Origin of the sequence: Chthoniobacter sp., assembly GCF_040003245.1 — a bacterium.
Lineage (GTDB): Bacteria > Verrucomicrobiota > Verrucomicrobiia > Chthoniobacterales > Chthoniobacteraceae > Chthoniobacter.
Genome location: NZ_JBDUCX010000162.1, coordinates 1 through 15,132 on the forward strand (window position 1 = coordinate 1; position 15,132 = coordinate 15,132).

Sequence of the window (15,132 nt, forward strand, 5' to 3'; positions counted from 1 at the left end):
GCCGCTTCATCGAGATCGGCAAACGCGACATTTACCAGAACTCGCGCATCCCGCTGTGGAATCTGCGCCGCAACGCTTCCTTCCACGTGGTGGCCATGGATGCCGTCTTCACCGGCGACGAATCGCTGACCCGCGAGATGCTCGGGGAAATCGGCGAACTCGTGGAGAAGCGCGCGCTCACGCCGCTGCCGTTCCGTTCGTTTGCCGCCTGCCGCATCGACGCGGCGTTCCGCCTCATGGCGAGCGGCAAGCACATCGGCAAGGTCATCGTTTCCTTCCCAGAAGTGTTCGTCCCGCGCCGTGGCGAGCCATTGCCTGCGCCGTTCTCGATCAAGGCGGACGGTTGTTACCTTATCACGGGAGCGTTCGGTGGCTTCGGCAAAGTGGTCGCGCAATGGCTGGTGAAATGCGGGGCGAAACATCTCGTGCTGAGCAGCCGCAGTGGCGCCGCGACGCCGGAGGCGGAAGCCTTCGTCAAGAGCCTGCGCAACCTTGGCACGGAAGTGCGCGTGGTGCGCGCCGACGCCGGCTCGGAAAAGGACATCAAGCGACTGCTCACGGAGATCAAAGCCGCCAAACAGCCGTTGCTGGGCGTCTTCCATCTGGCCATGGTCATCGACGATGCGCCGCTGGCGGCGCTCACGCGCGAGCGCATGCAGAGCGTGATGGGCCCGAAGGCCTACGGCGCCTGGCTGCTCCACAAGGGCACCGAGAAAATGAAGCTCGATTGCTTCGTGATGTTCTCGTCCGTTTCCAGTCTCTTCGGCAATCCGGCGCAGGGAAATTACGGCGCGGCCAATGCCTTCCTCGATTCGCTCGCGCATCATCGGCACACGCTCGGCCTGCCCGCGCTGACGATGAACTGGGGCGTGCTCGGCGGCGAAGGCTATGTGGCGCGCAACGAGCGCGTCGCCGAATTCCTCGCCCGGCAGGGCACGACGGAGATCTCGCCCGGCGAGGTCGTATCTATCCTCGAATCGTCGCTCATGGCGGGCAACACGCAGGTCGTGGCTATTCGCGTGGACTGGGCGAAGTGGCGCCAGTTCTTCCGCAGCGCGCAGGAGAACCCGCTGCTCGAACGCATCCTCACCTCCGTCGAAGGACAGGAGGGTGGGGGAGTGACCAGCGACTGGCGGCTCAAGATCGAATCGGCCACGCCGGAAGATCGCGAAGGAATCATCGTGCAGGCCGTGCGCGAAGTCGTGGGTTCGGTGTTGCGCGTCAAGCCCGACAGCTTGCGGGAAGATCAGCCGCTCACGGACCTCGGCCTCGATTCGCTCATGGGCGTCGAGATTGAGAATTCGCTCGAAGCCGCGATCGGTGTGGCCTTGCCCCCGACCAGCTTGATGCGCGCCCGGACCATCGGACAGATCGCCAGTCTCATCGCCGGCCACATGGGTGGCAAGACCGGGGCAGTCGCTCCGGCGCCTGCCGAGGCTCCGGTGGAGGCGGCGACGGCCGAGGAAGTCGATCTCGAAGCCTTGTCGGACGAAGAGCTCGACCGGTTGCTGGGCGATAGCTCGGCTCCGGACGCGGATCCCGATCCGCAAGGAGTGGTGAAGTAGCCGCCGCGACACCCATCATGTCCGGAGATAAACGCGCCCTATTGAAGCAACGGCTGGAAAGCGGCGAGCTGCGGCTGCAGCCGCTCACTTTTCCGCAGCGCGAGCTGTGGGAAACTTCGCCGATACCGGTGGCGGACGCAGCGAACCACATCTGCTGCCTGATCGAGGTGCGCGGCAATATCACCCCCGACGACGGCGCCGGCGCCCTGCAACTGGTGGTGGAACGGCAGGAGGCGCTGCGCGTTTCCTTTCTCCCCGGAAAAGACGGACCCGTGCAGATGATTCGCAAGGAGGGCATCCCAAAATTTCGCTTTCGCGAGCTGACCGCGGCGGAAAGCCATCCCGAGGCGATGGAGGAAATTGCGCGACAGATTTTCAGCGAGCCGTTCGATCTCTTGCAAGGACCGCTCTATCGCGTGGACCTGTTGCGCCGCGCGCCGGACGATCATGTGCTGGTCTTCACCATTCATCACGCCATCGGCGATGGCTGGACGCTGGGGCTCTTCGTCCAGGAATTGTGTCTCGCCTTCATCCAACGGGTGCGCGGAATGCGCGATGGGTTGCCCGCCGTGCCGCAAAGTTACAGTGCGTGGGGAGCGGCGGAGCGCGCCTTCTGGAAGCCGTCGGAGCTGGAGCCGCGGATCGCGTTTTGGAAATCGCATCTCGTGGGATATCAGCGGCTCTGGGATTCCCTGGAAGGACCGAACACGGCGTCCGGTGGGTCGGAACGCCTGGTTGGGCAAATCCCAGCGGATCTCACCAAGGCGGCGCGCGAACTGGCCCGCCGGTCGGGAGCTACTCTTTTCAGCACGCTGCTCACGGCCTTCCAGGTGGCCTTCGCGGAGTGGGCGGGGACCGATGATGTTCTTGTGGGCACGCCGGTGGCCAACCGCACGAAGCAAGCCGCGAATGAGACGATGGGCTACTACGCCGGCATCGTGCCGCTGCGCGGCCGCGTCGATGCGAAGCGGACTTTCCCCGAGAGCCTGCGGGCCATGCACCAGACGACGGTGGATTGCTTTGCCAACGCCATGCCGTTTGTGGCACTGGCGCAGGCGCTGGGCGACAAGGGTACACCGGGGCATAATCCGATCTTCGAGGTGCGCTTCGCTTTGCAAAATCACCCGATCCCGGACGTGGCGCTGCCCGGCCTTTCGGCAAAATTGCGCATGCGCTCGACAGGCACGGCCCGTTGCCACCTCGCGTGCGAAATCACCGAGGACGGGGACCAATTGGAAGTCGTCTGGCTCTTCCGGCCGCAGCTCTTTCCGCAAGCCGAGGTGGAAAACCTCGGACGCTTGTTCGAGAGTGTGCTGGCCGCCGCCTGCCGCTCTCCCGAGGCCCGCGTCGCCGCCCTCACCGAATCCCCGCGATGAATTCCGCGCCGACCACCGAAATCGAAGTTGACCCCCATGAGCCGCACTGGATCACCGGGGTGGCGTTTCCGATCCTGGTGGTGCTGTTTGCGATCTCGCAAGTGTCGATGGGTGTCGCGGTGTATCACGGTTGGTACTGGGTGGCTGTGCCACTCGTTTTGGTGACGAGCCATCTCATGCACGGGATGCTGATCGGTTTTCACGAGGCGACGCACGGGTTGCTGCGCAAGAGCCGGATCCTCAATGAAATCGATGGCCTCATCATCGGCACGCTGAGCATCATGAGCTTTTCCCTGTATCGGGCGGCGCACCAGTTGCACCACGCGTATCTGGCTTCCGAACGCGACGACGAGCTTTGGCCGTTCATTCATCCGACGATGCCGCGCTGGTGGCGGGTGTCCGCGGCAATCCTCGAACTCACGATGGGGCTTTTCTTCACCCCGTTTCTTTTCATTCGGACGTTCCTGCGCGAGGGCTCGCCGATCCGGAACAAGAAATTGCGCCGGCGCATCTGGACGGAATTTGCAGCCACGGCGTTCGTCTGGGCCGTAGTGCTCTCCGTGATCGGTAATTTTCATTTGTGGCTGTACTTCGTGTGGCTGCACCTCGCGCCGGCCTGGCTGGCGGCGAATATGCAGAGCGTGCGGAAATACGTGGAGCACGTGGGGCTCACGGGTTCGACGGTCAACAGCTCCACGCGCAGCATCGTGACGGACGGATGGATGGCCACCTTTCTCAACTTCACGCTGCTTCACGAGCCGTACCATGGCGTGCACCACTGGCGCTCCGGTCTCCCGCACCCGGAATTGCCGCGGCACGCGGCGGCGCTCGAGCCGAGCACCCCTGAGGAGCGTCCTCCGTTTCGCAGCTTCGGCGCGGCGGTCTACGATATGTTCATCAACCTGGCTGACCCGCGGGTGGGCGCCCAGTGGCGCGGCGTGACCGTACCGACGCGACAGGAACTGGCCAGGCAGGCGCTCACCTGATGGCGACCTCGCATGACGGTGGTGAGTGTGTCTTCGAGGCGGTGGCGCTGAAAAAGGAGTATGACGATGGCCAGGTCCAGGCGTTGCGCGGCGTGGATTTTCGCATTCAGGCAGGCGAGTTCGTGGCGATTGTTGGGCAAAGCGGCTCGGGTAAATCAACCTTGCTCCAGATGCTCGGCGCGCTGGATCACCCCAGTGGCGGGTCGTTGCTTTATCGCGGTTGCTCGCTGGCCGAGCGGCCCGATCTTGCCTCCTACCGGGCCCATGATGTTGGGTTCATCTTTCAGGCCTTTCATTTGCTGCCGACTTTCACCGCGATCGAGAACGTGCAGATCCCGATGTTGGAATCACAGCGCACGGCTGCGGAGCGCAAGCAGCGCGCCACGGATTTGCTGGGTTTGGTCGGACTCGAAAAGCGGCTCCATCATTTTCCCGCCAAGCTCTCCGGCGGAGAACGCCAGCGCGTGGCGATTGCGCGCAGCCTGGCCAACGACGCCTCCGTCCTGCTCGCGGATGAACCGACGGGCAATCTCGACAGCGAAAACGCCGGCGTGGTCATGGACCTCATTGTGCGCTTGCAACAGGAACACCATTTCACCCTGGTGCTCGTGACTCACGACCCGGGGATCGCGCGCCGGGCCGGCCGGGTGATCTCCATGCGGGACGGGTGCATCATTTCCGACACGCTGAACTCAACGCCATGACTTTCCTCACTATCGTTACGCGGGGATTATGGCGGCGGCCGGTGCGCACCGGGCTCACGATGGTGGGTATTTCCATCGGCATCGCGGCGGTGGTCGCGCTCGTCGGCATCTCACGCGGCTTCGAGACGAGCTGGCAGGCGGGGATGAAAACCCGCGGGACCGACATCGTCGTGAGCAACATGGGCAGCGCGCTCACGCCGAAGCCATTTAGCGCCTCCGTGGTCGAGCGTATCACGCCGATTCCGCATGTGGCGGAAACCTGCTCGCTGCTCGTCGATCTCGTCAGTGTGGAGAAGGCCGACATGATGATCGTGTCGGCGCGGCAATGGGGCGGTTTCTCGTGGAAAAATCTGAAAGTTGTCGAAGGCAGACTTCCCAACGATGCGAAGGAGAAGGCGGTCGTGCTGGGACGGACGGCCGCGGAGGTACTGAAGAAAAAAGTGGGCGAGACGCTCCAATTGGAAACGGAAGAACTGGCGGTGGTCGGAATTGTCGATGGTGGCGCGGTGGTGGAGAATGGCTCCGTGATTCTGTCGCTGCCGTTGTTCCAGGAACTGACCGGCAACGAAGGGAAGATCAATATCATCGATCTACGGGTGACGCCGGGTACGACCAAGGAAGAGATCACGCAGCTTTGCGACCAAATCACGAAGGCGGTTCCCGAGGCGCGTGCTGTGGTGGCCGGCGATCATATTCGCGACAGCCAGGCTTACCGCATTATCCGCGCGATGAGTTGGGGCACCTCATTGCTGGCGGTGCTCGTCGGTGTCCTGGGCGTGATGAACACGATGATGATGACGGTTTTCGAGCGCACCCAGGAGATTTGCGTGCTGCTCGCCATCGGTTGGAAGCGGAGCCGGATCATGCGGATGATTTTGTGGGAATCGGCGCTGCTGGGATTTCTCGGCGGCGTGTGTGGGGTGTTGCTCGGCGTTGCCGGGGTGAAGGTGCTGGTCACAGCTCCCGCCATGCGGGGATTGCTCGAGCCCGATTTGAACCCGCGCCTGCTGGTGACGGCCGTGGCGATTGCCGTCGTCGTCGGCGTCGTGAGCGGTGTCTATCCCGCCTGGCGCAGTTCGCGGCTCATGCCGAGCCAGGCTTTGCACGGCTGACGTCCTGTGCCCTCCTCAGAAACGAATCCACTCGTATGAATCTTTCCCGCCTGCTGCCTGTCGTCTTCCTCTCTCTTACCGGAATCGCTTGCGCGGCGGATACGGCTGCCAGTGATCTGGCATCCAAGCTCAGCGCCTTGCGGCAGGACGGCAATTCCTACGTTCGCCTGCGCATGGAGATCAAGGGCCCGAAACCGGAGACGCTGCAATTGCAGATCAAGCAGCGGCTGGTGAGGGGATCTTCCGAAGTCGTGTATCAGGTACTTTTTCCGAAGGAGCGAAAGGGCGAAGCCGTGCTGCTGAAAAAGAGCGGTGGTCGCGCGAGTGGCTCCATCTTTACCCTGCCCGGCGTGGTCCGTCCGATCAACGACCTGAAGGAGGGGCTGTTTGGGAGCGACCTCTCGTACGAGGACATCATCGATAACTTCTACGCGTGGGACCAGCAGGCCATCGTCGGCACGGAAGCCGTGGATGGCGTGAGCTGCCAGATCCTGGAATCGAAGGCTGGGAAGGGTGACCGGTCCACTTACGGCAGCGTTCGGAGCTGGATCGATGCGAAGCGCCTCGTGCCGTTGCGCATTGAAAAGTATTCGGGCTCGGGACAAGTGCTCCGGCGCATAGATACCACACGGGTCGTGTCGGATGCCGGCCATCATATCCCGGCCAATCTTTCCGTGCGTGGCGCCGGCGGAGATTCCACGACCCTGATCGACGGCTCGCGGATCAAGCATGATGTGAACTATACGGACAACGATTTCAGCACGGACGGCCTGAAGGATGTGACGGTGCCGCGCGGCACACCCGAGTAGAAAGCCTTTCCTACTCGAAATTGCGCTCCGCCAATTCGGCGCGGACCCTTTCCGGCACTTCGAGGCCAAACTCGGTAAATGCCTTGGCCGCGCATTCGGGGCAGTAGCCGTGACTGAGTTTGGCGTCGGTGTGGCGATGCAGATAGGTGTCTACCTGGCTCCAGTAGCCAGTGTCGTCGCGGACCCGCTTGCAGCAGGCGCAAATCGGGAGGAGACCCTTCAGCGTCTTGACCTCTTCGAGCGCGCGTTGCATGGCGTCGCGGGCGCGCGCCGCCAGGCGGGCGAGGCGGGAGGCGCGCTGGGCGAGGTAACACACGGCGGCCAGGAGCACGCCACCCAGCAAGCCGGCGGCGAGGACGATCTCGGGAAGGGGATCATTCAGTTCCGCCAAAAGCGCCGGGGTGGGCCAGGTCCGCAGATCCCAGGTCGTCCCGTGCATTTCGACCCGTTCGTGCGCGATCCATTCTGGCTGTGAAGGAGATACGCCGGCATCGCGTTCGTAGACGGTGAGCCCGCCTTCCGAAATGCGGATCGCCTGCCCGGGAGCGATGCCTGCGGGGAGATAGCGCGCAAAGAGTGCTTCGGCTCGGAAGACCGTGCCCAGCACGCCATCCGGTTGTCCGGCGACGGTCAGCGGAACATAGACGACATAACCCAGGCCACCATGGAAGAGAGGCACCGTGCGGGTAATAGCCGGCTGGTGCTCCCGCTCCGCCTGGGCGATCGCGGCCGCGCGGCGCTCTTCGTTGACGAGGTTGAGGCCGACCTTGGCTTCATTTCCCGCGAACGGTGCGATCCAGCGAATGGCGTGCGCCGTGTCGATCCATTCGATCGCCTGCATGTCGGGAAAATCGTGAATGTAGCTCGTCGCATCCGCTTCCCAGGATGCTTGCGCCGTACGACCGTCGGATTCCCAGCGAGAGGCCATGCGAACCAGCGACTTCATCCGCGCTTCCATGCGCAGTGTGATTTGACTCCGGGCGCTTTCCGCACCGGCGCGAACGATGCGGGCGATTTGCGTGTTTTGCTTGGAATCGAGAGCGAAGTAGAGCACGAGCGTCGCGGTGACCGTGGCCAGGGCCAGGGCGATGGGCAACCAACGCGGCGTGCGTTCCGTGGCCTGGCCGCTGGAATGCCAGGCGGTGAGGAACAGTCCGGTGCCCAGAACGACAAAGCCGGCGGCCGTGTGCGGGGCCACACGCGTCATCTGTCCCCAGCCGTAAGTGCCCGGCAACCCGAAGATGTAGCCGACGATGGCAATGACGCCGAGGCTGATGACGATGGAGGAGAGCGTGCCGGCCAGGGGCATGCGCCAGCGCTTGCCGCCTGCGACCAGGGCGAGCAAGGCGACGCCGAGAGCGGAAAAGCAGAGCGCAGAGAGAGGGGACATGCGACCCACCTGCCCGGCGTGCGCGTGAGTTCGCCCGGGATTGCCACGCTGGAGTGAAAGAGAAGCTGATCTATGCCCAGGCTCGTCTGGAGGACATACTCCGCGAGGGTGAGTTCCCCCATGGCGGCCACCATGATTCCCCCAAACCAGACCAGCAACTTTCCGCGTCCCTGCAACCAGGAGCCGAGGGCCAGTCCGCAAAGGATAAAGCAAAGCGCGGTGTTGTACTGCATCGCGGCGAGACCGGGCGCGACCTGGACGAGAGCGGAAAGGTGCGCGTGCCAGCCGACGAGCACGACGAGGCCCAGGACGATCACGGCGAGGCTCGCGGCGAAGGCAGCCCAGCGCCACCGCTCGGGGAGATCGGGAGGACGGGGAGTCGCGATCGCTATCATTGTCTCAATGTCGATATAGCATCGGCGGTGCCCAGTCCGCGGAGAATACCCCTGAGAATGGGTGAGGGAATCTTAATGAAATCATCATAAGCGCCTAATTCCGGGGACCTACGGTATGGGCATATGAGGATCTTTAGTGCTCCGTCTCCCGCGGCTAACGGTCAGAACTCACCACCTCTGAGCGATACGATCCTCGTCGTTGATGATGATCTTGAATGTGTCGAGATCGTGGTCGAAAGCCTGCGCGGAGCTGGCTACACGGTGAAGACGGTGGCGGACGGGGAGGTGGGTCTGGCGTGGGCGCGCGACTTCCGGCCGGCAATGGTCATCACCGAGGTGGCGCTTATCGGGTTGTCGGGACTGGAACTCTGCCGCGCTCTCCGTGCGGATCCCGCGACCGAAGAGATTCAGGTGATGATGCTGACGACGAGCCAGTCGGGATCGGATCGCATCCTGGGGTACGAATTGGGAGCGGATGACTATATCGCCAAGCCCTGTAACGCCCAGGAACTGGTGCTGCGGGTCAAGGCGGTGCAACGGCGGTCCCAAGGCTGGCGCCAGGGCGTTGTGAAAGCGGGGCCGATTTCCGTCGATCATGCGCGATGCTGCGCGGTGGTGAATGGCGAGGCCATCGAATTGACGCCGACGGAATTCAAGCTTCTGGCCACGCTGGCGGAGCGCCCAAACGTGGTCCAGACGCGCGACCGGCTGCTCTCCGAGGTCTGGGGCAACGAGCACGCGATCGAAAACCGGAGTGTGGATACCTATCTCCGCCGACTGCGGAACAAGCTCGGGGAAGCCGGCCGCCACATCAAGACGGTCTACGGATTTGGCTACCGCATCGCCTGCTGATTCCCCGGTCCCGAATGCCCCGCTTCCTTCACCTCACACTATGAACTCCAAAACGCGATTGCGCATCATGACCAGCCTGTTGGCCGCGGCCTTGTTCACCGGCGCCAGTTGCGCCCACAGTCAGCCTTTAACTGCGCTCCCTACGGTGGGCTCCGATAGTGGATCCAAACCCGTCACAGGTTATCTGATCGTCTATACCGAAACGGAGAATCCCATCAGCTCGGGGGATATCGTCTACTACCCGCACACGCCGTACAAGATCTACGACAGTCGCGGAGTCCTCTGCCGGTCGGTGCGGAATCATCTGAGCGAACGGGACGAAAGCCCGGCGCGCGTGAGCCTGCCACCGGGACGTTACACCGTGGTCGGTAAATCCGAAACCAAGGGCGATGTCGCTGTGCCGCTGGTGGTCAACGCGTCGCGCACGACGGTGGCAAATCTCTAGAAGTACTCGCACGAAGGATCGTTCGGACAAGCATCCCCCAAAAACACGAATGGCCGGCTCGGAAGATCGTCCGATCCGGCCAATGCTTTGCTTTGTCTAAACTTCAGGATTAAAATTTTAGGTTCAGACGAACAGATATCGGGTTGGTCTTTGCAGCGGGAGGCTGGCGGGCACGCCCGGGCGCGCCGAGCCTGGCAGTGCCTGAGGCAAATTTTTGGCGAAGCAGCGCAAGGCGGGTGAATTTGTCTGTCACTTCGCCTGAGCACCGCGCCGGCAAAGTGACAATTGTGTGGCGAGTGGAATACCGTCCCCCAGTGGGACGCAGAGGAAACGCGAGGTGTTTATGCAGGCTGGTACCACATCCGTCACCTGAATGACGCGATAACGTCATCATTGTCACCCAATTGTCACAATCACGCCACACGGTTGTCACAATCCTCCTTAAGTGTCTCATCCGTTATCCGCCAACCCACACCCCATTGAAAAACATGCACAGTAAATACACCCTGAAACTCGCCGCCGCCCTCGCCGCCATCGGCTGCACAGCAGCCCCTCTTCACGCGCAGGACGCCGGCGCTCTGGTCGACAAGCTAATCAAGAAAGGCATTCTCACTGACCAGGAGGGCGAAGAGGTGCGGGCGGACATGATGAAGGATTTTTCACAGACCAATGCCGGGAAGATCAACCTGAGCAATTCCGTGACAGCGCTGAAGCTTTACGGCGATCTGCGGATGCGCTGGACGTATACGGACACGCAGGCTCAGGTGCCAGATGGGAATGACGTCAACCAGCGCTCCCGCTGGCAATATCGACTGCGTTTGAACGCGGACATCAATCTTGGGCCGGACTGGTTTGCCGGAATTCAATTGCAGACCGGCCAGACCCCGGACTCGGGCAACCAGACCTTCAGCGGTGGGTTCAATAACGATTCCATCTTCATTTCGCGGGCCTATCTGGGCTGGCAGAACGATTGGCTGCGCATCGTGGCCGGCAAGCAGGCCAATCCCTTTTACACCACGGATCTGGTGTGGGACCCGGACATTCAGCCGGCTGGCCTGACGGAGAAGATTTCCTTTCACAAGATGCCGCTATTCGGCGGATCGGGTGGACCGAGTGGCGATGGCAAGGGCGTGGCGGAGCCGAGCCGGGATAATCCGTGGGAAGTCTCGCTCATCGGCGGACAATTCATCTTTGGCGACAACAACGAGTTTGCCAACACGAGCAACCTGAACTCCGACCCTTGGATTTTCCAGGAGCAGCTCGTGGCGACCTACAAGTTCAATAAAGACACGAGTGTGACGGTGGCACCCAGTTTCCTGGCTGAGAATGCGGCCCACATGACGGGAACGATCAACAAGCTGCCCTTCAGTGACGAAGGCGCGATCAGCAGCGGGACGACGGCGGTGCAGACCACGGTGCAGGAAGTGGACAACGTGGCCATTTCCTACAACGCCGCCGGGGTACCCACCAAGACCATCACCCCGCTGACGACCACCACGACGACCCAGACGACCATCACGCCGAACAACAAGACCTCCGGCGCGGCGACCGTGAGCGGGCCGCGGAAGATCAGCGCCACTGCTTCCTCCTCCCGCAACGGCGGTGTCATCACCTTGGTGGGCAGCAAGGCTTCCGGCGTGGCGACCGATCCCTCGAAAGCGAACCAGACCTTCACCAGCACCGCCACCCGTCAAAACCAGACGGTGTCGACGACCAACAACGTGACCTTGCCAGCCGTGAATGGTGAGACCCGTGCGCTGCATATCCTCACCGCGCCCGGCGATATCTCCTTCAAGATCGGCGGCCTCAAATCGAAGCTCTACTGGGACTTTGCCTACAATGTCAGCGGGCGGAACCGTTTCGACAACGTGTATCAGCTCAAGGACTTTGGCAGCCGGCCATACAAGGCCCGCGATTCCATCGCCTGGCTGGTCGGGTTCCAATTGGGTGAGACCAAGAAGAAGGGTGACTGGGTGGCCTACCTGAACTATCGCGAGACGGGGATCGCCTCGGTGGACCCGAACCTCAACGACGACGACTCCGCTCAAAGCGCCCTGAACATGCGTGGCTTCAAGCTTGGCATCGGCTACGCGATCACCGACTTCGTCGTCATCAACGCCACGGGATATATGTTCTGGAATCTGGACCAGGGCCTCAGCGGTGGTCGCGCCACGAGCGTGGGCGGCATCGCGCCATACAACACCTCCAACACCGTCCAGCTCGATTTCAACATCAAGTTCTAGGGTAACGCGACTGGCCGGCGTCTGAATAACGGCGCCGGCCGGTCGCAATCGAAATCGCGCACATGAAATTGAATCCATTTATCACTGCCACCGCGCTGCTGCCTTTGATGGCGACGCTGGCCCACGCCGGCAAAGTCGTCATCAAGGGATCTGACACCCTGGGCGCCAAGCTGGTTCCGCAACTTGCCGAAGCCTTCAAGGCGCAGAGTCCGGGGACGAGCTTCGAGATCGCGGCCGAAGGCTCCACCACGGGCATCGCCGCACTCATCGACGGTACGGCGAATATCGGCATGTCGAGTCGTCGCACCAAGCCGACCGAAGTTTCCGAGGCCGGAGCGAAGGGCCTCACTTTGAAGCCGACGATCGTCGCCTTTGACGGCATCGCGATCATCGTCAATTCCGCCAATCCCGTCAAAGAGCTGACCAAAAAGCAGGTGGAGCAAATCTTCACCGGAGACATTACCGACTGGAGCGCCCTGGGCGGCATGGCGGGCAAGATTTCCATCTACACCCGCAATACTTCCTCGGGCACGTTCTCGGATTTCAAGGAACTGGCCATGAAGAAACGTGATTACGCCAAGAGTTCGCAAAAGCTGGCGGGCAACGAGCAAATCGCGGCCGAAGTGGGCAAGAACCCCAGCGGCATCGGCTATGTGGGCCTGGCTTACATCAAAGCCAGCGGAGTCAAGGCTCTGCCGGTCGATAATGTGGCCCCCTCACAAGCGTCCATCAGGGCGCATAACTACGCTTTTTGGCGGCCGACTTTTTACTACACGGCTGGCGAGCCGAGCGGGGATGCCAAGGCATTTCTCGACTTCACGATCGGCCCGAAAGGACAGGCGATTGTCAATTCGGTCGGGTTCGTGCCGATCAAATAGTCGTTCTTGGTGGCAGCACCATGGGCTCGCTTTCGTGCGAGTCCATGGTGTCCGCCGTTTCAATCCGTCAGAACCTTCCCCGTTGGTTGAAGGTACTTGGGAGCGCCGGTTTGGAAATCGAGGACGAGTCGGTTGATCTGGTATTCGTAGGTCGCACTGGTGTGGTTGATCTGGGCCTGGAGCTTGGCGAGCTGTGCCTGGCTGAGTTCCACGATGGAGGTGAGGCCGATCTTGTATTTGGCCTCGGCGAGGTCGTAGGCCTGTTCCGCGTTGCCGAGCAGGCTGGCAGTAACCACGATTTTGTCGGAGGCATTCGTGGTGCTGAGCAGGGCGACTTCGACGTCCTTGGCGATTAGGTTTTCAATCTCGTGCAGGGTCTGTTCGGCGGTCTGGGCCCGCAGCGCGGCTTCCCGCGCTCGTGCGCTCAAGCGGAAGCCCGTGAAGATCGGCACCTCGACATTGACGCCGGCGGCCGCGTAGTCGCCCTCCACGCGAGGATCGCCCGCCGTGCCGCGACCAGCAGCGCCCATGAGAGTGATTCTCGGGTAGTGCGCGGCACGCTCGGCGGCGGCAATCTTCTGGGCGGCGTCGCGCTCATGCCGCAGGGAAAGCGCTTCCGGGCGCATGGCCAGCGCCTGGGCGATGTACTCGGCGAGATTGCCTTTCGGCGGAGCGAATTGCGGCATCGGGGTAAGGGCGAAGCGACGCGATTCGCGGTAGCCGAGGGCGTTCGAGAGATCGGCAAAGGCGGCGTCGACGCGGTTCCGAGCTTCCAGCCGCAGCAACTTCGCTTCGTCAAGACTCACGCGGGCGAGGCTGGCATCGAGCTCGGACTTGAGCTCGCTCTTGGCCAATGCACCCACTTGATCCGCGAGGAGCTGGCGGGACATCACGGTCTCATCGGCGACGCGGAGGACGGCCTGCGCCTGCTGGGCCTCAAAATAGGCGCGATCCACCAGCAGCAGCACCTTGGCACGGGCGAGCATGCTTTTCTGGGCCTCGGAGAGGGCCAGGCTTTTCGAGGCGGCGGTCAGGTCCCAGGTACGTCCAAAATCGGTCAGCAGTTGGCTGAAAAGAATGCCGTTCGCCTGACGACTGAGCACCGTCGGGTTATTCAAGCCGCCCGAGGCGGAGATGCGCGTGTCCTTGTTGGTGAACGTATTCCAGCCGAGCCGGCCGGCGATGTCATCCCCGGTGGCCACGGCGCTGAACTCGGCCGTGATTTGCGGGAAAAAGGCGGAGCGCACCTCGCGAACGACCTGTTGCGCGGCCAGCGCCCTATCCTGCGCGATGTAGACCGTGGGGGACTGTCGCAAGGCAATGGCCTCGGCTTTGGTCAGATCGAGTTGTTCCACCGGCGCCGGGCGGTTTTGCCGCGGTGGCGTCGTTGGCGGTTTTGGTTTTGGCGACGCCGCGACCGCCCAGCAGGCGAAGCCGAAAAACAGGGCGAGGAAGCGCTTCATGAGATGGGCTGAAGTTCGCGCTGAGGCACTTTCTCGAGGGGCCTTGGACCGGGAGTGTCTTCGCCGAAACGCTTGCGATAGACGATATAGAAGGCGGCTGGCACAAGGAAGACGGTCAGCACCACCGAGACGGTGAGTCCGCCGATGATCGCGCGGGCCAGTGGCGCGTAGGCCTCGCTGCCGGTGCCGAGTTTCAAGGCCATCGGAATCAAACCGAAAATCGTCGCGAGCGATGTCATCAAGATCGGGCGCAAGCGAACGCGGCAGGCGGTCTGCACGGCTTCGCGCAAGGGCAAGCCGTCCTCAAGGAGACGATGGGTGAATTCCACTAAGAGGATGCTGTTGGAAACGACGATGCCAGCCATCATCACGATCCCCATGAGCGACATGACGTTGAGCGTCGTCCCGGTGGTCGTGAGCATGATAAGGACGCCGACGATGCCCGGGGGCACGGCGAGCAGGATCAGGAGCGGGTCAATGAAGGACTTGAACTGTGCGACGAGGATCAAATAGACGAGGACCACAGCGAGGATCAGGCCTAGGCCGAAGGAGAGAAACGAGGTGTTCATCGCCTGCACCGAGCCGCGCAGAGTGATACGGATGCCCTCGGGCTTATCGATGTGCTTCACGATGCGATCCACAGCGCTCGCGACACGACCCAGTTCTTCCGCGTGGGGGGCCACATAAACGTCGATGACGCGGCGCAATTGGTAGTGATCCACTTCGGTGGGTGCCTGGATTGGTTTCAGCTCCGTGACTGCATCGAGCCGGGCAGAGTCCGGTTGTCCCGGCGCGCGAATGGGGATGCTGCGCAAGTCGGTGAGCGTTTTCACGGCGCCCTCGGGATATTGGACGGTGAGCAGATAGTCGTTGCCGGTGCGCGGATCGACCCAAAAACTTGGCGCGATCATCTG

13 protein-coding genes are annotated in these 15,132 nt (G+C 62.2%); 10 read left to right on the forward strand and 3 right to left on the reverse strand.

The window, feature by feature from the left end; all coding sequences use genetic code 11:
* From ABJF10_RS20290 to ABJF10_RS20315, 6 genes are all read left to right on the forward strand, one after another.
* Positions 1–1,565 (forward strand): SDR family NAD(P)-dependent oxidoreductase (locus ABJF10_RS20290; protein WP_348546430.1); only part of this gene is annotated, 1,565 nt, incomplete at its 5' end.
* Between the two features lie 17 nt (positions 1,566–1,582).
* Positions 1,583–2,941: a condensation domain-containing protein gene (locus ABJF10_RS20295; protein WP_348546431.1), complete on the forward strand. Its 1,359-nt coding sequence runs from the start codon at positions 1,583–1,585 to the stop codon at positions 2,939–2,941.
* On the forward strand, positions 2,938–3,927 hold the full coding sequence (locus ABJF10_RS20300) for a fatty acid desaturase (RefSeq protein WP_348546432.1): 990 nt from the start codon (positions 2,938–2,940) through the stop codon (positions 3,925–3,927). Before ABJF10_RS20295 ends, ABJF10_RS20300 begins: the two co-directional genes overlap by 4 nt.
* The gene (locus ABJF10_RS20305) at positions 3,927–4,631 is read left to right on the forward strand and encodes an ABC transporter ATP-binding protein (protein ID WP_348546433.1); all 705 of its coding nucleotides are present in this window, start codon (positions 3,927–3,929) and stop codon (positions 4,629–4,631) included. The genes ABJF10_RS20300 and ABJF10_RS20305 overlap by 1 nt, the downstream gene beginning before the upstream one ends.
* On the forward strand, positions 4,628–5,743 hold the full coding sequence (locus tag ABJF10_RS20310) for an ABC transporter permease (protein ID WP_348546434.1): 1,116 nt from the start codon (positions 4,628–4,630) through the stop codon (positions 5,741–5,743). The genes ABJF10_RS20305 and ABJF10_RS20310 overlap by 4 nt, the downstream gene beginning before the upstream one ends.
* A 35-nt stretch (positions 5,744–5,778) precedes the next feature.
* The gene (locus ABJF10_RS20315; protein WP_348546435.1) at positions 5,779–6,552 is read left to right on the forward strand and encodes an outer membrane lipoprotein-sorting protein; all 774 of its coding nucleotides are present in this window, start codon (positions 5,779–5,781) and stop codon (positions 6,550–6,552) included.
* Between the two features lie 10 nt (positions 6,553–6,562).
* On the opposite strand, the gene ABJF10_RS20320 is transcribed toward ABJF10_RS20315, so the two are convergent.
* Positions 6,563–7,942: a CHASE domain-containing protein gene (locus ABJF10_RS20320; protein ID WP_348546436.1), complete on the reverse strand. Its 1,380-nt coding sequence runs from the start codon at positions 7,940–7,942 to the stop codon at positions 6,563–6,565.
* A 518-nt stretch (positions 7,943–8,460) separates the two neighbouring features.
* Here ABJF10_RS20320 and ABJF10_RS20325 point away from each other — a divergent pair.
* The 4 genes from ABJF10_RS20325 to ABJF10_RS20340 all read left to right on the forward strand — a co-directional run bounded on the left by ABJF10_RS20325 (position 8,461) and on the right by ABJF10_RS20340 (position 12,755).
* A complete protein-coding gene (locus ABJF10_RS20325) occupies positions 8,461–9,189 on the forward strand; it encodes a response regulator transcription factor (RefSeq protein ID WP_348546437.1) in 729 nt (242 codons plus the stop codon).
* 40 nt (positions 9,190–9,229) lie between these two features.
* A complete protein-coding gene (locus tag ABJF10_RS20330; RefSeq protein WP_348546438.1) occupies positions 9,230–9,634 on the forward strand; it encodes a hypothetical protein in 405 nt (134 codons plus the stop codon).
* Between the two features lie 488 nt (positions 9,635–10,122).
* A complete protein-coding gene (locus ABJF10_RS20335) occupies positions 10,123–11,877 on the forward strand; it encodes a putative porin (RefSeq protein ID WP_348546439.1) in 1,755 nt (584 codons plus the stop codon).
* 62 nt (positions 11,878–11,939) lie between these two features.
* Positions 11,940–12,755 (forward strand): phosphate ABC transporter substrate-binding protein, encoded by an 816-nt coding sequence (locus ABJF10_RS20340; protein ID WP_348546440.1) that lies wholly within the window; start codon positions 11,940–11,942, stop codon positions 12,753–12,755.
* 59 nt (positions 12,756–12,814) lie between these two features.
* Here ABJF10_RS20340 and ABJF10_RS20345 read toward each other — a convergent pair whose 3' ends face one another.
* Both ABJF10_RS20345 and ABJF10_RS20350 read right to left on the reverse strand, forming a co-directional pair.
* The gene (locus ABJF10_RS20345; RefSeq protein WP_348546441.1) at positions 12,815–14,218 is read right to left on the reverse strand and encodes a TolC family protein; all 1,404 of its coding nucleotides are present in this window, start codon (positions 14,216–14,218) and stop codon (positions 12,815–12,817) included.
* Positions 14,215–15,132, reverse strand: a 918-nt coding sequence (locus ABJF10_RS20350) for an efflux RND transporter permease subunit (protein ID WP_348546442.1), incomplete at its 5' end; no start/stop codon positions are given. The genes ABJF10_RS20345 and ABJF10_RS20350, both read right to left, overlap by 4 nt.